Below are 18,974 nucleotides of genomic sequence, written 5' to 3'. Positions count from 1 at the left end.
AAGGCCGCCGCCCAAACCATATGAGACATGCGGCGCGGTTCCATCCCGCGCTTCACGATTTCAGGACCGAGGAAAATGCCCCGTTCGACCCCGTCAGGCCCATCCCAGCGCATGCTGCGCGTCGGCGAGCAGGTGCGCCATGCGCTGTCCGAAACCTTGCAGCGCGGCGAGATCCTCGACCCGCTGATCGAGAACACAGTGGTCTCGGTCTCCGAGGTGCGCATGTCGCCCGATCTGAAGATCGCCACCGCCTTCGTCTCGCCGCTCGGCGCCAAGGATGCCGGTGCGGTGGTCGAAGCGCTCAACAAGCATGCGAAGTTCGTCCGCGGCCGCGTCTCCGGCGCGCTGCGGCAGATGAAGTACATGCCGGAATTCCGCTTCCGGCTCGATACCAGCTACGACAATTTCCAAAAGATCAACGAATTGCTGCACTCGCCCGAAGTGGCGCGCGATCTCAGCGCCGACGACAAAGACAAAGACGACAAGAAGGACGGCGAATAGTGGCGCGCCGCGGCAAGAAGAAGGGCCGGCCGATCTCGGGCTGGCTGGTACTGGACAAGCCGGTCGGCATGGGCTCGACCGAAGCCGTCTCCAAGATCAAATGGCTGTTCCAGGCGGAAAAGGCCGGCCATGCCGGCACGCTCGACCCGCTTGCGTCGGGCATGCTGCCGATCGCGCTTGGCGAAGCGACCAAGACCGTGCCTTACGTCCAGGACGGCGCCAAGGTCTACCGCTTCACGGTTGCCTGGGGCGAGGAGCGTTCGACCGACGACCTCGAAGGCCCGGCGACCAAAAGCTCGGACCGCCGTCCGGCGGAATCCGAAGTGCTGGCGCTGCTTTCGAAATATACCGGCGTGATCATGCAGACACCGCCGCAATTCTCGGCCATCAAGATCGCGGGCGAGCGCGCCTACGAACTTGCCCGCGATGGCGAGACGGTCGACATTCCAGCACGCGAGGTCGAGATCGGCCGGCTCGACCTGGTCGAGCATATGGCCGATCGCACCATCTTCGAGGTCGAATGCGGCAAGGGCACCTATGTCCGCTCGCTGGCCCGCGACATGGGCCGCGACCTTGGCTGTTTTGGTCACATCGCCGAGCTGCGGCGGGTCGAGGTCGAGCCGTTTACGCAGGAAGATTTCGTCACCCTGGCCGAGTTGGAAGCCGCCCGCTTCGGCGAACGGAGCGAGGAAGGTTCGCAAGCAGCGGACGCGCCGATCGACTTCGGTGCCATCGATGCACTTCTGGTCGACACCGCGGCGGCGCTCGAATGCTTGCCGCAGGTTGCGATCAGCGACGATGCGGCAACCAAAATCCGCCTTGGCAATCCGGTCATCATTCGCGGCCGTGACGCGCCGGTAGAAGCTGAGGAGGCCTGCGCCACCGCGCGCGGCAAGCTGGTCGCCATCGGCGCCATCGAGCAAGGCATGTTCAAGCCAAAGCGGGTCTTTGTCGGGTAACAGCTGTCGCCCGGCGCATGATCTCCAAACCGGATTCTATTTTGGGAAAGGATCATGCGCTAAATCAACAGGGCTACGGCGCCGTTTGCCGTCCGAAAGGATGCGCTGTGCTGTAGTGCCGTTCGATGCTGCACTCGAGGGGGCACATGGCAAAGGCTGACACGGTCAACAAGCGAGCGGCGCTCAAAACACGGCGGCCGCCGGTCGGGGCTTCGCCGGGCACGCTGATCGCCGACCCGGCGGCGCGCCGCTCCGAGCTCAGGCTGACTTTGATCTCGCCTGAAAAGTTCAAGACGATCGACAATGCCAGCATCGACGACGTCAACACCCATTGCCACAATTGGCCGATCATCTGGCTCGACTGCACAGGCCTCGCCAACATCCAGCTGATCGAGGAGATCGGCCGGATCTTCAACCTGCATCCGCTGGCGCTGGAAGATGTCGTCAACACCGGTCAGCGGCCCAAGGTGGATTTCTTCGAGGACCATGCCTTTGTCGTCGTCAGGATGATCGACGACGTCACCGCGCACCGTTACGAACAGATCGCCGTCTTCTTCGGCAAGAACTTCGTCGTCACCTTCCAGGAGCGCGAAGGCGACCCGTTCGATCCCGTGCGCAAGCGGATCGCAAGCTCGGTGCCCAACCGCTTGCGCTCGCGCGGCGCCGACTATCTCGCCTATGCTCTGATCGACGCTATCGTCGACAGCTATTTCCCGCCGATCGAGGCTGCTGGCGAATTGGTCGACAGCATCGAGGACCAGATGCTGAACCAGGCGCACAAGCACCAGATGCGGCAACTTCACGAATTGCGGCGCGACGCCAATGTGCTGAAGGGCGTGCTTTGGCCGATGCGCGACGCGCTGGCGACCATGATCCGCAACGACGTCTCTTATGTGAAGGCCGAAACCAAATTATTCCTGAACGACACGCTGGATCATTCGCTGCGATTGATCGAACTGGTCGAAACCCAGCGCGATATGCTGACCGGCCTGATCGAGATGCACCTGTCGCTCAGCCAGGCGCGCACCAACGACGTCATCAGCTATTTGACCATCGTCTCGGTGATCTTCATGCCGCTCACCTTTCTCGTCGGCGTATGGGGCATGAATTTCGACCCCGACACCTCGCCGTGGAATATGCCGGAGCTGAAAGCCTATTACGGCTATCCCCTGTCGCTCGTCTTCATGGCGATTGTTGCGGTCGGGCTCTACGCATACTTCAAATGGAAGAAATGGCTCTGACTAGGCGGAAGTGCCCGTTTATGCAGCAAAAAGCCGGCTTGTGAATTGGGCTGGCCTTTTTGTCGGAATTGCACTATATGCGCCGCAGCTTCGCGCTTTGACGCGTTGCTTGCACCGGCCCCTGCTGGACGACATCCCGGCTGAGGGCGTCCCGTTTCCTCAAACAGACAAGGAAAAACACGATGTCGATTACTGCCGAACGCAAGAAGGAATTGATGGGCGAATTCGCAACCGCCAAGGGCGATACCGGGTCTCCGGAAGTCCAGGTGGCCATCCTTTCCGAGCGCATCAAGAACCTGACCGACCATTTCAAGGACCACAAGAAGGATAACCATTCCCGCCGTGGTCTGCTCGCTCTCGTTTCCCAGCGCCGCAGCCTGCTTGATTATCTCAAGCGCAAGGACGACGCGCGCTATCAGACGCTGATCGAGAAGCTCGGTCTGCGCCGTTGACGAATTGACCGGCGGGTTCTTTCGAGAGCCCGCCGGTCGCGCATTGGAGCATCGGATCATCCAAGGCTCCAATGAAGAAAGCAGAGCGCCGCGCACCGGTTTGGATGCGCAAAGGACGCTCTGAAGTTTTAGATTTGCGCAGGATACTTTCCGAAAACCTGGTTTTCGGGTTCACGCGCAAGGCCAGTCGGATCGATTGGCCAACCCGGTTTCGAAACAGCAGAGGGCCACTCGAAACCGCCCATGGACGGTCATGGGGCAGGATTGCAGGACGCTCGTGCGGCAAATGCGCCGAATAGCCGAGCTTCCCGTTGTCTTGCCCGTGGCTGCCCGAGAAAGGAAGCCAAGGGAAAGGGGCATCCGCGCACGCTGAAACGGCGCGGCCCTTTCCGCATACGAAGGACAAGACATGTTCAATTACCACAAAGTGGAAATCGAATGGGGCGGCCGTCCGCTCATTCTCGAAACCGGCAAGATCGCACGTCAGGCTGACGGCGCGGTGCTGGCCACCTATGGCGAAACCAAGGTTCTCGCCACCGTCGTCTCGATGAAAGAGCCGAAGCCCGGCCTCGATTTCTTTCCGCTGACGGTCAACTACCAGGAAAAGACTTACGCCGCCGGCAAAATCCCGGGTGGCTATTTCAAGCGTGAAGGCCGTCCGAGCGAGAAGGAAACGCTCGTTTCCCGCCTGATCGACCGCCCGATCCGCCCGCTCTTCGCCGAAGGCTACAAGAACGACACCCAGATCGTCGTCACCGTCGTCCAGCACGATCTCGAAAATGACCCGGACATCCTGTCGATCGTCGCCACCTCCGCCGCCCTTACCTTGTCCGGCGTGCCGTTCATGGGCCCGGTTGGCGGCGCACGCGTCGGCTACATCAACGGCGAATACGTGCTCAACCCGCATGTCGACGAGATGCAGGAATCGAAGCTCGACCTAGTCGTTGCCGGCACCGCCGACGCCGTGCTGATGGTCGAGTCCGAAGCCAAGGAACTCGGCGAGGATCTGATGCTCGGCGCCGTCATGTTCGGCCACAGGGGCTTCCAGCCGGTGATCGACGCGATCATCAAGCTGGCCGAAGTCGCCGCCAAGGATCCGCGCGACTTCACCGCGCCGGACTATTCCGCACTTGAAGCCGAGATGCTCAAGATCGTCGAAGGCGAGCTTCGCGACGCCTACAAGATCACCGACAAGCAGAAGCGCTATGCCGCCGTCGACGCTGTCAAGGCGAAGGTCAAGGCCGCGTTCGCGCCGGCAGAAGGCGAAGAGGCCAAATACACGTCCGAACAGATCGGCACCGTGTTCAAGGAGCTCCAGGCCAAGGTCGTGCGCTGGAACATCCTCGACACCGGCTCGCGCATCGATGGCCGCGACCTGAAGACGGTCCGCAAGATCGTCTCGGAAGTCGGCGTCCTGCCGCGCACGCACGGCTCGGCGCTGTTCACCCGTGGCGAGACCCAGGCGCTGGTCGTCGCCACGCTCGGCACCGGCGAGGACGAGCAGTATGTCGATTCGCTGACCGGCATGTACAAGGAGAAGTTCCTCCTGCACTACAACTTCCCTCCCTATTCGGTCGGTGAAACCGGCCGCATGGGTTCGCCGGGCCGCCGCGAAATCGGCCATGGCAAGCTCGCCTGGCGCGCCATCCGGCCGATGCTGCCGACCGCCGACCAGTTCCCCTATACGTTGCGCGTCGTTTCGGAGATCACCGAGTCCAACGGCTCGTCCTCGATGGCTACCGTCTGCGGCACCTCGCTGGCTCTGATGGACGCAGGCGTGCCGCTGGCCAAGCCGGTCGCCGGCATTGCGATGGGCCTGATCAAGGAAGGCGAGCGCTTCGCCGTGCTCTCCGACATCCTTGGCGACGAGGACCACCTCGGTGACATGGACTTCAAGGTTGCCGGCACCGCCTATGGCATCACCTCGCTGCAGATGGACATCAAGATCGAGGGCATCACCGAGGAGATCATGAAGATCGCCCTCGACCAGGCCAAGGATGGCCGTCAGCACATTCTCGGCGAAATGGCCCATGCGCTGTCCGGCGCACGTGCCGAGCTCGGCGAGTTCGCGCCGCGCATCGAGGTCATGCACATCCCGACCGACAAGATCCGCGACGTGATCGGCTCGGGCGGCAAGGTCATCCGCGAGATCGTCGAAAAGACCGGCGCCAAGATCAACATCGAGGACGACGGCACGGTCAAGATCGCTTCGGCCAATGCCAAGGAGATCGAGGCGGCGAAGAAGTGGATACACACCATCGTCGCCGAGCCGGAAGTCGGCGAAATCTACGAAGGCACGGTCGTCAAGACCGCCGACTTCGGCGCTTTCGTCAACTTCTTCGGTCCGCGCGACGGCCTCGTCCACATCTCGCAGCTCGCCAATGACCGCGTCGCCAAGACTTCCGATGTGGTCAAGGAAGGCGACAAGGTCTGGGTCAAGCTGATGGGCTTCGACGAGCGCGGCAAGGTCCGCCTGTCGATGAAGGTCGTCGACCAGGCTACCGGCAAGGAAATCGTCCGCGACAAGAAGAGCGAAGGCGAAGAGAACGCCGCCTAAGCGGGGTTGCGTTCCGTCGAACGCATAGAGCAATCGAAGCGGGCGCGCCGGAAGGTCGCGCCCGTTTGCGTTTCAACAACAGCCTTGCAGTTCAAGAGTGGTGAATGTCCGCCGAGCCGCTGAAAACGCTTTTCCATCCGTTCGAGGCCGGTGCTGTTTCCCTGCCACGAAAGGATGAACGCATACTCTTTCTCGGTGCCGAGCCCGGCTTTCGCTTGCCCGAAGGGTTTGATGCCAAGCTTCATCTCGTCCAAGGCTTCAGGCCGCACTTTCGCGCCTTGCAGGCGTCCGGCTTCGCGGTCACGCCGCAGGTCGAAGGCGACGCTTTCGACGCGGCATTTGTGCTCGCTGGCCGCCATCGCGGCCAAAACGAGTTGCGCGTTGCCGAAGCGGTCAAACGCGCAGCACCAAGCGGGTTGATCGTCGTCGCCGGCGGCAAGGACGATGGTATCGCCAGCCTGCGCAAGTATGTCGGCGCCCTTGTGCCGCTCGAAGGCCACCTGCCGAAGCATCACGGCATTGCCTTCTGGTTTCGCCGGCCGGCCGATACCGTTGCCGCCGCAACGCTTCGCGCCGCCAATCCGGACTTGGTCGTCGAGGACCGCTTCCGCACGGCCCCAGGCATGTTTTCGTTCGACAAGATCGATGCGGGATCGAAGCTGCTGGTCGAAAATCTGCCCAACGATCTGCGTGGCAGCGTTGCGGATTTCTGTGCCGGTTGGGGCTATGTCGCCGCCGAAGTCGCCGCCCGCTCACCCGGCATATCGGCGCTTGACCTTTACGAAGCGGATTTCGAGGCGCTGGAGGCGGCGAAGGCCAATGTCGGCAACACAGGCGTGGAGCCACATTTCTTCTGGATAGATCTTTTGAGCGAGCCGGTCGAGCGCCGCTATGACGCGGTCGTCATGAACCCGCCCTTTCACCGCAGCCGAGCGACTGAGCCGGAGATCGGTGCCGGCATGATCCGCGCGGCAGGCAAGGCGCTGAAGCCGGGCGGCCGGCTGTTCATGGTGGCGAACCGTCAGCTTCCCTACGAACCGGTGCTGGCGGCCGCCTTCTCCAGCCATACGGAGCTCGCCCGCGACGGCATGTTCAAGGTCTTCGCGGCGCGGCGCTGAAACGCTGCGGGGCAAGCCGGCGACACGTCGCTCGCGCTATTCCCGCCCGCCGTCGGTCTGCTTCAACTCGTCAAGCGTCGGCATGGACACGATGTGATAGCCGGAATCGACATAGTGGATTTCGCCGGTGACGCCGGAGGACAGATCGGACAGCAAATAGAGCGCGGAACCGCCGACTTCGTCGATGGTCACTGTGCGGCGCAGCGGCGAGTTGCGCTGCTGATAGGAGAACATGTGGCGTGCGTCGGAAATCCCGGCGCCCGCAAGCGTCCGCACCGGTCCAGCCGATATGCCGTTCACCCTGATGCCGCGCGGGCCGTAGTCGTTGGCTAGATAGCGGACGCTGGCCTCCAGCCCGGCCTTGGCGACGCCCATAACGTTGTAATTCGGCATGACGCGGACCGAACCGGCATAGGTCAGCGTGATCATCGAACCGCTATCCTTCATCAACGTGGCGGCGTGACGGGCGACCTCGGTGAAGGAGTAGCAGGAGATCACCATGGTGCGGATGAAGTTGTCGCGGCTGGTGTCGGCGTAGAGGCCTTTCAGCTCGTTCTTGTCGGAAAAGCCGATGGCATGGACGACGAAGTCCAGCCCGCCCCACGCCTTGCCAAGGGTCTCGAAGGTGGCAGCGACCGATGCGCTGTCCTCTACGTCGCAAGGCACCACCAGGGATGCGCCCAGTCTCTCGGCGAGCGGCTTGACCCGGCGCCCGAAGGCCTCACCCTGATAGGTGAAGGCGAGTTCCGCGCCATGTTCGGACAGTTTGCGGGCGATACCCCAGGCGATCGAATGATCGTTGGCGACACCCATGACAAGCCCGCGCTTGCCCTTCATCAATCCGTCCATGGTCGGCAAATCCTTATGCGGAATAGCGCTGGAAAATCAGCGTAGCGTTGGTGCCACCGAAACCGAACGAATTGGACAAAACGGTGTCGATCCTGGCTTCGTCGATGCGCTTGCGCACGATCGGCATGCCTTCGAATTCCGGATCGAGGTTGTCAATATGGGCGCTCTCGCCGATGAAGCCGCCTTGCATCATCAGGATCGAGTAGATCGATTCCTGCACGCCGGCCGCACCCAGCGAATGGCCGGTCAGCGATTTGGTCGACGTGATGAAAGGCATCTTCTCGCCGAACACCTCGCGGATGGCGCCCATTTCCTTGGAGTCGCCGACCGGCGTCGAGGTACCGTGCGTATTGATATAGTCGACCGGCGAGGACACCGACGCGAGCGCCTGCTTCATGCAGCGCGCCGCGCCTTCGCCCGACGGCGCCACCATGTCATAGCCGTCCGAGGTCGCGCCATAGCCGACGATCTCGGCATAGATCTTGGCGCCGCGTGCCTTGGCATGCTCGAGCTCTTCAAGAATCAGCACGCCGGCGCCGCCGGCAATGACGAAACCGTCGCGATCGACGTCGTAGGCGCGGGAGGCGACCGATGCCCTGTCGTTGAACTTGGACGACATGGCGCCCATGGCGTCGAAGAGGTCCGACATCGTCCAGTCGAGATCCTCATGGCCGCCGGCGAAGACGATGTCCTGCTTGCCCCACTGGATCAACTCGTAGCCATTGCCGATGCAATGCGCAGACGTCGAGCAGGCCGATGATATGGAGTAGTTGACGCCGTGGATCTTGAACCAGGTGGCAAGCGTCGCCGAAGCGGTCGACGACATCGCTTTTGGCACCGCGAATGGCCCGATCCGCTTGGGGCTGCCGTTTTTGATCGTCGTCTCGGCCGCCTCGACGATTGCACGGGTCGACGGTCCGCCGGAGCCCATCACGATGCCGGTGCGCTCGTTGGTGATGTCGGTCTCGTCGAGGCCGGCGTCTGCGATCGCCTGGTCCATTGCGACATGGTTCCAGGCAGCACCCTGCGACAGGAAGCGCATGGCGCGACGGTCGATCATGCCCGATGGATCCAGCGTCGGCGCGCCCCACACCCGGCAACGGAAGCCATGTTCGGCGAAAGAGTCGGAGAAACTGATGCCGGACCTTGCATCGTGCAGCGAGGTCTGCACCTCGTTGGCATTGTTACCGATCGACGACACGATACCGAGACCTGTGACTACGACCCGTCTCATTCGCAACTCCTTCCAGCGCGGACTCCGAACCTGAAATCAATTTCCGGAACGGAACCATGCGCAAAATTAAAGTGCTACAGCGTCCATCAGACGTCCAAGACGTCGTACTGTAGGGTCTTCGTTCAGACGGCGGCCGGTTGCTTGGACAGACCGACCTTCAGATCCGTTGCCGCGTATATGGGCTCGCCATCTGCCTTCAGCCAGCCATCGGCGATGCCAAGCACAAGCCGACCGCGCATCACTCGCTTGAAGTCGACGCCATACTCCACCTTCTTGACCGAAGGCGTGACCATGCCTTTGAACCTCACCTCACCGGTCGACAGCGCCATCCCCTTGCCGGGTTCACCGAGCCATCCGAGATAGAACCCCGTCAACTGCCACATGGCGTCCAGGCCCAGGCATCCCGGCATGATCGGATTGCCGATGAAATGGCAGGCGAAAAACCACAAATCCGGCCTGATATCGAATTCCGCGCGGATGAAACCCTTGTCGAACGCACCGCCAGTTTCGCTGATCTCGGTGATGCGGTCGAACATCAGCATCGGCGGATAGGGCAGCTGCGCATTTCCCGGTCCGAACAGCTCGCCGCGGGCGCAGGCAAGCAATTCCTCGTAACCGTAGCTGGATTTCGAACCCGCCATCAATCTCGTCCCCGTGATCGTCCCGGGCGATAGGCGCCCTTGTCGGTGGTTTCCTAACACAATCTGTTTCAGGCCGGAAACCGGCGTTTGCGCTTAACCTGCCCGTCTGCCCGGGTCAATGCGCGCTATTGATCGCATTCGGTCGACAGAATATATGTCAGGACACGTCCAGTTTCGGCAGATGCTCAATTTCTGCCATTTTGGACGTGTCTGAGGCGGAACTGTGAGCGCGACGGATAGATGGATCTGGGTTGCCGAAAGGATAATGTCGCTGTGGACAAGCGGGTTCGCGAGGCCGGTCTGAGGCCGACACGCCAGCGCATCGCGCTGGCCGATCTGCTTTTCGCCAAGGGCGACCGCCATCTTTCGGCCGAGGAACTGCACGAGGAGGCGCTTGCCGCCGGCGTGCCGGTGTCTCTGGCCACCGTCTACAATGCTCTGCACCAGTTTACCCAGGCCGGTCTTCTGCGCATCCTTGCCGTCGAGGGATCGAAGACTTATTTCGACACCAACACCTCCGATCACCATCATTTCTATATCGAGGGCGAAAACAGGATCTTCGATATCGACAGCGGCCCGGTGATGGTTTCCAACCTGCCGGAACCGCCGGAAGGCATGGAGATCGCCAATGTCGATATCGTGGTGAGACTGCGTCCGAAACGCTGCGACTGACCGGCGCCTTATGAAATTCCTGGATTTGACGCTCCGGCTCGAATGGGTTGCCGTCGCGGTGGCGGCTCTTGCCTTCTATGCAATCGCCGGTGTTTCCTGGTGGCTATTTGCAGTGCTCATTCTGGCGCCCGACCTGTCGATGCTGGGTTACATGGCCGGGCCGCGCGTCGGGGCCGTCGCCTACAACGCCATGCACATACTGATTTTGCCCGTTCTGCTGGCGCTTGTCGGCAACGTCTTTGACAATGCAATGGCGACAGCTGTTGCGCTGATCTGGATCGCCCACATCGCCATCGACCGCGCTCTGGGCTATGGCTTGAAGCTGTCGAGCAGTTTCCAGGATACCCATCTCGGCCGCATCGGCCGCTAAACCATCCCCGAACCGAAGATCAGCGAAACAAAATGCCGGATCCGGTGCTTACAGCGCTGGCCCGACCTCCGGTTCGGAAACGTCAGTTCTTGACCTTTTCGCCGGGATAGGCACCCCAGACGAGCGACTGGGCGAGCCAGCCGGTATGGCCGTCGAAGGTCATTTCGCACCATTGGCCATCGCAGGACTTGATTGTGCCCATCACCCCCGGTTCGAGGATCGCGATGACGCCTGCATCTTTTGCCGGGTCGTCGAGGAGGTTGACGCGGGCGTCCTTGCCGCGCTGCCAGGGCGCGACGATCGCCGTGCGGCGGCCCGACAGCAGCGACTGATTGATCCAGCCTTCCGAGCCGTCCGCATCGCGCACGCGGCGCCACGTATCGAACTCCTGGATGATCTCCATCGGCAGGCCTGGCTTCATATACATCCAGTCGACGGAATAATTGACGCCCGGCCCGACGCGCGAGTTGACGCGGCCGGATTTCAGACTGACGAAGCGCGGCAGCGGCAAGCCGCTTGGTCCGAGCGTGACGCTCTGGGCGGGTGCGGCGGCACTTTGCGCCATCACCAGTGGGCTATGGATGAGAGCGCCGAGGAATGCTGCACTGAGGGTCAGGCGGAGCGACGCGAAACCAGACACTTTCGTTCCTTTCGGCGCCGGCCCATCGGCCTTCGCCCCTTTTTCTTTGTCTTCGGCGGAACCGCTTGTTACATGGATGACCAGTACCGCGATCGGCTCTCAGTTTCGCCGTTCTTGGTTAAAGAGGTCTCAACGAGATCGGGTTCGAGGAAACAATGGTAGGCAAGAAGAAGCCCCTCGTCGTCATCACGCGCAAGTTGCCCGACCCAGTCGAGACCCGCATGCGCGAGTTGTTCGACGCCCGCTTGAATGTCGAGGACAGGCCGATGACGCAGCCGGAACTGGTGGCGGCGGTCAAGGAGGCCGACGTGCTGGTGCCGACCGTGACCGACAATATCGACGCGGCGCTGATTGCCCAGGCCGGCGACAACCTCAAGCTGATCGCCAATTTCGGCAATGGCGTCGACAAGATCGACGTTGCGGCAGCGGCCAAGAAAGGGATCACCGTCACCAACACGCCGAACGTGTTGACCGAAGATACGGCCGACATGACCATGGCGCTGATGCTGGCGGTGCCGCGGCGGCTGGCCGAAGGCGCCAACGTGCTGACCGGCGACAAGAAATGGGCGGGCTGGTCGCCGACCTGGATGCTCGGCCGGCGCATCTGGGGCAAACGGCTCGGCATTGTCGGCATGGGTCGCATCGGCACTGCCGTCGCCAGGCGCGCCAAGGCCTTTGGCCTCTCGATCCACTACCACAACCGCCACCGGGTGCTGCCGGCAATCGAAGACGAGTTGGAAGCGACGTATTGGGAAAGCCTCGACCAGATGCTCGCCCGCATGGACATTATCTCGGTCAATTGCCCATCGACACCGGCAACTTTTCATCTGCTGTCGGCACGGCGGCTGGCGCTTCTGCAACCGTCAGCTTACATAGTCAACACCGCGCGCGGTGATATCATCGATGAGGAATCGCTAGTCAAGCTCATCCATGACGGCAAGATCGCCGGCGCCGGCCTCGACGTCTACGAGCACGAGCCGGCGCTGAACAGCAAGCTGCTGAAGCTCGCCCACAAAGGCAAGGTCGTGCTGTTGCCGCATATGGGTTCGGCGACGCTCGAAGGCCGTATCGACATGGGCGAGAAGGTGATCATCAACATCCGCGCCTTCTTCGACGGTCATCGCCCGCCCGACCGCGTGCTGCCGCTGCGGGCGTGACCTGCCATCATGCCGGCATGGTCTTGCCGCGGCAACCACGCGTTCGTCTTTGGATAATGTTGGCTTACGAAAGCACCTTGCGCATAGTGATTGAGGTCGGCCGGTCGTAGCCCTTGTGCGCTGTCTGTTCGGTTTCACGAAAACCGAGGCGGGCAAAGGCTGCGTGATTTCCTATCAGCTCGATCCGGGTCTGGAGCTCGATGGCGGTCCTGTTGTGGCTACGGGCAAGATCTTCGACGGCCTGCATCAGCCGTTTTCCAACGCCTTGTCCCTGAAGAGCCGGCTCGACCGCGAGCTTTCCAATATAGAGGTCGTCTGCGCGCTTCAGGACGAAGACGCAACCGACGATCTCGCTTTGCTTCAGCGCCAGGAATGCTGTCTCCTCGATCGCTTTAGCCCTGATATTTTCGACGGTGAGCCGATGCGCCGAGGACGGCGGGTCAATAACCCCGTCCATGAAGGCGAAGGCGCGCAGGACAAGTGCCAAGACCTCGTCCCAACGGTCGAAATCGGCCGCAAGCTGCACGATGGAAACGTCGGCAGGCAGGCTCACCGGTTGGTTCGCTTGTAGCGGATCGTGTCGAAGCGTGCCGCCAGCGCATCGTAGAGCAGCAGTCGTCCGACCAGCGGCTCGCCAATCCCGGTGATCAGCTTGATCGCTTCCATTGCTTGCAGCGTGCCGATGACCCCGGTCAGCGCGCCGACAATGCCGGCCACCGCGCAGGACGGCACCAGTCCCGGCGGCGGCGCCTCGGGAAAGAGATCGCGGTAGCTTGGGTTCAACGTGCCGTCCGGGCCGGTTTCGAACGGCTTCAGCACGGTGACCGAGCCGTCGAAGCGGCCAACGGCGGCATGCACGAGCGGCCGGCTCTCGGCGGCGCAGGCGTCGGCCACCGCGTAGCGTGTCTCGAAATTGTCGGAGCCGTCAACGACGATGTCATAACGGGCGATGAGAGCAGGGGCGTTGTCCACGGTCAGCCTGAAATTGTGCTCTTCCACGACGACGTTTGGATTGATGCGGATGATCGCCGCTCTGGCGCTGTCGGTTTTCGCTATGCCGACATCGCCCGTGGCGTGGATCACTTGTCGTTGCAGGTTGGAAAGCGAAACGATGTCGTCGTCGACGATACCCAGAGTGCCAATCCCTGCGGCGGCGAGATATTCGAGCACCGGCGCTCCCAATCCGCCGGCGCCGATGACCAGCACCCGCGCCCGCTTCAGCCGCTGCTGGCCGGCGCCGCCGATTTCGGGCAGCACGATATGGCGGGCGTAGCGTTCGAGCTCTTCATCGGTGAGGGCGGCTGTGATCATCGCCGGACCATATAGCGGAGGAGAAAGCTTGTCAGCGCCATGCATGCCGCTCAGAAGTGCGCCATGAACCAAGTTCAAATGGTCGGCCTGACTGTGCCGTGATCGACGGTCAGGAATTGCGCGCGTCCCTTGAGGCTGTCAAACAACGCGGCATCGGTCCCGGTCATGAAGGCCTGGCAGTTCAGTTCCTCCAGGATCGAGAACAAGGCCGCCCGTCGACCGCCGTCGAGATGGGCGGCAATCTCGTCGAGCAGCAGGATCGGCGTCATGCCCGATATTTCGCCGGTTAGCCGCGCATGTGACAAGACAATGCCGACCAGCAGCGCCTTCTGCTCGCCGGTCGAACAGAGCTCGGCCGGCATCGCCTTGGGCCGGTGGCGCACCACGAGGTCGGAACGGTGCGGGCCGTCGAGCGTGCGTCCGGCGGTGCGGTCGCGGTCGCGCCCCTGGGCAAGCGCGCGACGGAACCGTTCCTCTACGTCGACGGCCGGCAAAATACCGATTTCGCCTTCCAGTTCGCCCGAGATGCCGATATCGGCTTGCGGAAACGGTCCGTCGCCGGGCAGCCGGTCGATCATGGCGGCGAGCAGGCGCACCAGTTCGGCACGCGCCGCGGCAATTGCCACGCCAGTCTCGGCCATTTGCATCTCGATCGCATCGAACCAGGCACCGTCGCGCGAACCGTCGGCGAGCAGTCTGTTGCGGCCGCGCATTGCCTTTTCGTAGTCAAGCGCGCGCTGGCCGTGGCTGGGATCGATCGCCAGTACCAGCCGGTCGAGGAAGCGCCGACGATCGGCCGCCGGCCCGGGGAACAGGCCGTCCATGGCCGGTGTCAGCCAGACCACGCGCAGCCATTCCAGCATGTCTTCGGCTGAGCGTGCCGCCGCGCCGTTGATCCGCACCCGCCTGCCGCCTTCGCCGTCGCTGCCCGGTATCCCGGTACCGATCTCGACCTGGCCTTCCGGCCCGTCAAGCCGAGCATGCAGCGCAAAGCCACCGTCGCCGCCTTCGCGCGCCACCTCGGCATAGGGTGCGCGGCGCAGGCCGCGGCCTGGCGTGAGCAGCGAGATCGCTTCAAGCAGATTGGTCTTGCCGGCGCCATTGTCGCCGGAGAAAACCACAGCGCCGGGATCAAGGTCGATTGCCAACGCCGCATAGTTGCGGAAATTCGTAAGTGTGAGCTTACTTATGTAGGTCTGCTGCGGTTTTGCAGATCTGGTCACGACAGCAAGATGGCCCCGTTCGGGCCCTACACCCGCATCGGCATCAGCACGTAGAGCGCGGTCTCGTCGGCCATGTCGTGGATCAGCGTCGGGGAACCGGCATCCGCCAGCATGAACTTCGCCTCCGTGCCGGTCAGTTGCGCGGCAACGTCGAGCAGGTATTTGGCGTTGAAGCCGATTTCGATCGGATCGGACGAATAGTCGGCCGCCAGTTCCTCGGTGGCACTGCCCGAATCCGGGTTGTTGTCCGCAAGCGTGACCTGCCCTTCGGCGATCGAAAGTTTCACCGCCCGGCCGCGTTCGGACGAAATGGTCGAAACGCGATCGACGGCAGCCGCGAAACTCTGACGATCGATAATCAGCTTCTTGTCGTTGCCGGTCGGAATGACGCGCTGGTAGTCCGGGAAAGTGCCGTCGATCAGCTTGGAGGTCAAGATGACGCTGCCGATGGTGAAACGGATCTTGGTGTCCGACAGCTCGGTGGTCACTGCAACATCGGGATCGTCGACCAGCTTTTGCAGCTCACTGACCGTCTTTCGCGGGATGATGACGCCAGGCATGCCCTCAGAGCCTGCCGGCGCATCGATCTCGGCGCGCGCTAGCCGGTGGCCGTCGGTCGCGACCGAGCGCAGCTTCAGCTTGCCGCCGGCCTCGTGCGTGTGCAGATAGATGCCGTTCAGATAATAGCGCGTCTCCTCGGTCGAGATGGCGAACTGGGTCTTTTCGATGAGGCCCTTTAGTCCAACGGAATCGAGCCGGAAAATATGCGAGAACGACCCGGCTGAAAGCTCGGGAAAGTCGGACTGCGGCAGGCATTGCAGGCGGAAGCTCGAGCGCCCCGACGTCACCGTCATGGCGTTGCCGTCTTCGTCGGTCTTCAGCGCCACCTCCGCGCCGTCGGCAAGCTTGCGCACGATGTCGTAGAGCAGATGCGCCGGGACCGTCGTCGCCCCGCCACGTTCGACCTTTGCCGGCGTTGCTTCGGTCACCTCCAGGTCGAGGTCGGTCGCCTTCATTTCAAGGCTGGCCCCCTCGGCGCTGAGCAGCACGTTCGACAGGATCGGAATGGTGTTGCGCCGCTCGACCACGCGGTGAACATGGTTGAGCGACTTCAGGAGATTTGACCGTTCCAGGATAACACGCATGACGAAACAGGCTCGCTTGAATGAATGAACGGGTCTCCGGCAAGCGGCGCCCCGCGAAAGGTCTGAACAGGCTCAGAATCTGCGTAAACTGACAGGAAAAACCCGGCAAACGCAAGCCCGCGCCACCGGTTCGGGCCGGCTGCGCGGGCTTTCTGGGGATAAAAAGGCCGAAGTCCGCGAGCCGGGGTTTTTCGGGCCGTCAGGCCTGGTCGTTGATCAGCCTTCTCAGCAATTCGAGTTCCTGCGCCAGTGTGTTGTCGGCACCGGAAAGATCCTCGATCTTGCGCACCGCATGCAGCACGGTCGTATGGTCACGGCCGCCGAACCGCCGCCCGATCTCCGGCAGCGAGCGCGGCGTCATCACCTTCGACAGATACATGGCGACTTGCCGTGGCTTGACAATGGTGCGTGTGCGCCGGTTGGACAGAAGTTCGGTCTTCGACACGTTGTAGTGGCGCGCGACGATGCGCTGGATGTCCTCGATACGCACCCGCTTGGGCTCGCCCGAACGATAGATGTGGCCGAGGATCTCGTCGATGCGGTCGATGGTGATCTGCGGTTCGAAGGATTGGCGAAACAAAAGCTGGTTGAAGGCACCTTCGAGCTCGCGCCCGCTGCCGGTCACCGTGCGGGCGACGTGGTTGAGGATCTCTTCGGAAATATCGAGCGACGCATCGTCGAGCTTGGCGGTGGCCAGCCTGAGCTTGAGCATACCGATGCGCATGGCGAAATCCGGGGCTGACATTTCCAACGCGACGCCGCCATTGAGGCGCGAGCGGACGCGTGGCTCCAGCGACTCCAATTCCGACGGCGGCCGGTCGGCAGCGACCACCACTTGCTTGGCGCTGTCGAGCAGCATGTTGATCAAATGGCAGAATTCGTGCTGGATCGACTTGCCCTGCAGGAACTGCATGTCGTCGATGATGAGGAGGTCGATGTCGCGCAGCTGTTCTTTCAGCGTCAGTGCGTTGTTGTCACGGATCGCGGTGGCGAACCGCCACATGAAATACTCAGCCGTCAGATAGACGACCCGCGATTTCGGATTCTGCTTCAGCGATTCTGCGGCGATGGCCTGCAACAGATGCGTTTTGCCCAGCCCGACCGTCGCGTGAAGAAAGAGCGGATTGAAACGCACCGCGCTCGACTGCGATTCCGCGACCGCCTTGGCGGCGGCAAAAGCCACTCGGTTCGATGGTCCTTCGATGAAGGAGGTGAAAGTGTAGCGTGGATCGAGCGGCGAACCGAGCACATTGTGCCGGAACTCGGTCTCTGCCGGCATCCCCGGGCGGGGTGCCGGGACCCGTTCGACCCTGCTGGGGCTCGCCGTGCCGGCAGAGAGCGCGGTTTGCGTCTGCCTGGTCATCTTGCGCGCCGGGGCCACTTCTGGCTCGACGCTGTTGCGGCCCTGGCGTGTGGCGGTACGAACGACGATCTCGATCTTGAGGATCTCCGGATCCTCGTGCTTCCACAACTCGGTGATGAGATCGAGATAGTGGCCGTTGATCCATGAACGCAGGAATGCGGTTGGCACCGAGATGCGAACAATGCCCTTGGAGGATTCAGCGACCTTCATGCGCCCGAACCAGCTCGAATAGACCTCGGTTCCCAGACGCGCCTTTAGCTGGGCCTTGACCCGATCGAACTTCTGTTCAGCTTCATTGGAAGCCGCCATGTCGTTCCTTCCGATTAACGTTCCAGGAAATGGGAGGTCGCCTGTAAGCTCCCTTTCGATGCCGCCGCTCTGCATGATCGAGTTCCTTGTCTCTTGTACCTGTTTTCCGCCGGGGATGCGCCTCCTGCATCCATGTTTCCGGCGACCGTGTCTTCGCTGCGACACCATCGCCGCCGCCGGCTGATGAATCGCCTCCTTGTCGGTCCGGCGCCGAAGAGCCGATCCGCTTTGGTCATGTCAGGGCAACAAAATGCCGTCCGGCGAAAAACCGCCGGCGCACCGTCGACCTGCCATGTACAATTACGCCAGTCCCCTACCGTATCGAAAAGACAAACCAACCCCGTCCGCGGAGTTGAATCCGCGCTGTAAACTCTGCCAATTCGAGCTGGCCGGTTTCAGGCTGGTCAAGGGCCAAGGGCCCGTCCCTTCGATGGACAGACATTACCGAAATCGCTGTGGATAGGGCAAGGCCACCCCTAACGGATTTTTAAGGAATCTGACTAGCAAGGGACGTTTCGAACGCCATGCTGCAACAGTTGATTTTGACAAAGCCATTGTGATTCAAACCCTTTTCCGGCGAATATGAAAAAGGCCACACAACGCGAAATTTTCTGAAATAATTCACTTGACAGCCAATTGTCGCCTATCGGCTGCAGCTGATGTGAACAAGCTGTGGATCACCATCGGTAAGCTTCTGAAAAGAAACGGTAATCTGTGACGCTCGGAAATTTTCGTATTGGCGGTTTCGGAGGCTCCGAATATGAGCGGGCATGTATATGCCGGCAAAGCATTTCGAACTTTGAAATGCTCGCGGAGCGCCGTTTTGCGGGCTTTCTTTTAAGTACTTGCCGGCAAACGAAAAAACCCGGCCGATTGGCCGGGTTTGAAGAAGCGCAGTTCAGGAATGGATATATTAGGCTGACAGCACCTTGACCCGTTGGGCCAGCCGCGACACCTTGCGCGATGCCGTGTTCTTGTGCACCACGCCCTTGGTCGCGGCGCGCATCAATTCCGGCTCGGCCACCTTGAAGGCAGCCTGTGCGGCCGCCTTGTCGCCAGCCGCGAGCGCCTCTTCGACCTGGCGGATGTAGGTCCGGACGCGGGAGCGGCGGTTCTTGTTGATCGCTGCGCGACGGGCGATCTTGCGCGTTGCCTTTTTGGCCGAGGAGGTATTGGCCATGGTGCCTCTCTTCTGATCTGGTGGGCGCTTGCGGGATACCGCAGGGCGCAAA

Annotated in this window: 19 protein-coding genes; 9 read left to right on the top strand and 10 right to left on the bottom strand. The window is 61.8% G+C overall.

Features of this window, described 5'->3' with window-relative positions:
• Positions 1-75 precede the first annotated feature (75 nt).
• From rbfA to NKI95_RS08405, 6 genes are all read left to right on the top strand, one after another.
• The gene (rbfA, locus tag NKI95_RS08430) at positions 76-501 is read left to right on the top strand and encodes a 30S ribosome-binding factor RbfA (protein WP_352715802.1); all 426 of its coding nucleotides are present in this window, start codon (positions 76-78) and stop codon (positions 499-501) included.
• Entirely contained in the window at positions 501-1,460 is a 960-nt protein-coding gene (gene truB / locus NKI95_RS08425) for a tRNA pseudouridine(55) synthase TruB (RefSeq protein WP_352715799.1), read from the top strand. The genes rbfA and truB overlap by 1 nt, the downstream gene beginning before the upstream one ends.
• A 146-nt stretch (positions 1,461-1,606) precedes the next feature.
• Positions 1,607-2,701 (top strand): magnesium/cobalt transporter CorA, encoded by a 1,095-nt coding sequence (corA, locus tag NKI95_RS08420; protein ID WP_352715797.1) that lies wholly within the window; start codon positions 1,607-1,609, stop codon positions 2,699-2,701.
• 140 nt (positions 2,702-2,841) lie between these two features.
• Positions 2,842-3,153 carry a 30S ribosomal protein S15 gene (gene rpsO / locus NKI95_RS08415; protein ID WP_280940423.1) on the top strand — a complete coding sequence of 104 codons (312 nt, stop codon included), beginning with the start codon at positions 2,842-2,844 and terminating at the stop codon, positions 3,151-3,153.
• 409 nt (positions 3,154-3,562) lie between these two features.
• Positions 3,563-5,710: a polyribonucleotide nucleotidyltransferase gene (pnp, locus tag NKI95_RS08410; RefSeq protein WP_292654001.1), complete on the top strand. Its 2,148-nt coding sequence runs from the start codon at positions 3,563-3,565 to the stop codon at positions 5,708-5,710.
• A 104-nt stretch (positions 5,711-5,814) separates the two neighbouring features.
• Positions 5,815-6,828, top strand: a complete 1,014-nt coding sequence (locus NKI95_RS08405; RefSeq protein ID WP_352715794.1) for a class I SAM-dependent methyltransferase — start codon at positions 5,815-5,817, stop codon at positions 6,826-6,828.
• 36 nt (positions 6,829-6,864) lie between these two features.
• Here the strand turns inward: NKI95_RS08405 and fabI are convergent, their stop codons facing one another.
• The 3 genes from fabI to fabA form a co-directional block, all read right to left on the bottom strand.
• Positions 6,865-7,677 carry an enoyl-ACP reductase FabI gene (gene fabI, locus NKI95_RS08400; RefSeq protein ID WP_352715792.1) on the bottom strand — a complete coding sequence of 271 codons (813 nt, stop codon included), beginning with the start codon at positions 7,675-7,677 and terminating at the stop codon, positions 6,865-6,867.
• 13 nt (positions 7,678-7,690) lie between these two features.
• On the bottom strand, positions 7,691-8,911 hold the full coding sequence (fabB, locus tag NKI95_RS08395; protein ID WP_352715790.1) for a beta-ketoacyl-ACP synthase I: 1,221 nt from the start codon (positions 8,909-8,911) through the stop codon (positions 7,691-7,693).
• A 122-nt stretch (positions 8,912-9,033) separates the two neighbouring features.
• Positions 9,034-9,552 (bottom strand): 3-hydroxyacyl-[acyl-carrier-protein] dehydratase FabA, encoded by a 519-nt coding sequence (gene fabA, locus NKI95_RS08390; RefSeq protein WP_352715788.1) that lies wholly within the window; start codon positions 9,550-9,552, stop codon positions 9,034-9,036.
• A 240-nt stretch (positions 9,553-9,792) separates the two neighbouring features.
• Between fabA and irrA the strand changes: the two genes are divergently transcribed.
• Positions 9,793-10,224 (top strand): iron response transcriptional regulator IrrA, encoded by a 432-nt coding sequence (gene irrA / locus NKI95_RS08385; protein ID WP_352715786.1) that lies wholly within the window; start codon positions 9,793-9,795, stop codon positions 10,222-10,224.
• 10 nt (positions 10,225-10,234) lie between these two features.
• Positions 10,235-10,594 carry a DUF4260 domain-containing protein gene (locus tag NKI95_RS08380; RefSeq protein WP_352715784.1) on the top strand — a complete coding sequence of 120 codons (360 nt, stop codon included), beginning with the start codon at positions 10,235-10,237 and terminating at the stop codon, positions 10,592-10,594.
• Positions 10,595-10,676: 82 nt separating this feature from the next.
• Here the strand turns inward: NKI95_RS08380 and NKI95_RS08375 are convergent, their stop codons facing one another.
• Positions 10,677-11,234 carry an SH3 domain-containing protein gene (locus tag NKI95_RS08375; protein ID WP_023676915.1) on the bottom strand — a complete coding sequence of 186 codons (558 nt, stop codon included), beginning with the start codon at positions 11,232-11,234 and terminating at the stop codon, positions 10,677-10,679.
• A gap of 155 nt (positions 11,235-11,389) precedes the next feature.
• On the opposite strand from NKI95_RS08375, the gene NKI95_RS08370 reads away from it, so the two are divergent.
• Positions 11,390-12,391 carry a 2-hydroxyacid dehydrogenase gene (locus NKI95_RS08370; protein WP_292654007.1) on the top strand — a complete coding sequence of 334 codons (1,002 nt, stop codon included), beginning with the start codon at positions 11,390-11,392 and terminating at the stop codon, positions 12,389-12,391.
• Positions 12,392-12,455: 64 nt separating this feature from the next.
• Here NKI95_RS08370 and NKI95_RS08365 read toward each other — a convergent pair whose 3' ends face one another.
• The 6 genes from NKI95_RS08365 to rpsT form a co-directional block, all read right to left on the bottom strand.
• The gene (locus NKI95_RS08365; RefSeq protein WP_352715782.1) at positions 12,456-12,944 is read right to left on the bottom strand and encodes a GNAT family N-acetyltransferase; all 489 of its coding nucleotides are present in this window, start codon (positions 12,942-12,944) and stop codon (positions 12,456-12,458) included.
• Positions 12,941-13,702 carry a molybdopterin-synthase adenylyltransferase MoeB gene (locus NKI95_RS08360; RefSeq protein WP_352715781.1) on the bottom strand — a complete coding sequence of 254 codons (762 nt, stop codon included), beginning with the start codon at positions 13,700-13,702 and terminating at the stop codon, positions 12,941-12,943. Before NKI95_RS08360 ends, NKI95_RS08365 begins: the two co-directional genes overlap by 4 nt.
• A gap of 74 nt (positions 13,703-13,776) precedes the next feature.
• Entirely contained in the window at positions 13,777-14,925 is a 1,149-nt protein-coding gene (gene recF / locus NKI95_RS08355) for a DNA replication/repair protein RecF (protein WP_352715778.1), read from the bottom strand.
• A gap of 26 nt (positions 14,926-14,951) precedes the next feature.
• Complete coding sequence (gene dnaN / locus NKI95_RS08350; RefSeq protein WP_352715776.1) at positions 14,952-16,070, bottom strand: DNA polymerase III subunit beta; 1,119 nt, start codon at positions 16,068-16,070, stop codon at positions 14,952-14,954.
• Between the two features lie 199 nt (positions 16,071-16,269).
• Positions 16,270-17,817, bottom strand: a complete 1,548-nt coding sequence (gene dnaA, locus NKI95_RS08345) for a chromosomal replication initiator protein DnaA (RefSeq protein ID WP_376702025.1) — start codon at positions 17,815-17,817, stop codon at positions 16,270-16,272.
• A gap of 838 nt (positions 17,818-18,655) precedes the next feature.
• On the bottom strand, positions 18,656-18,922 hold the full coding sequence (gene rpsT / locus NKI95_RS08340; RefSeq protein WP_023676922.1) for a 30S ribosomal protein S20: 267 nt from the start codon (positions 18,920-18,922) through the stop codon (positions 18,656-18,658).
• Between the last annotated feature and the right edge of the window lie 52 nt (positions 18,923-18,974).

The sequence above is a fragment of the Mesorhizobium sp. M0306 genome, from assembly GCF_040321655.1.
GTDB lineage: Bacteria > Pseudomonadota > Alphaproteobacteria > Rhizobiales > Rhizobiaceae > Mesorhizobium.
Note: the sequence above shows the minus strand (reverse complement) of the source record. Positions and strands in the feature narration are given on the sequence as shown.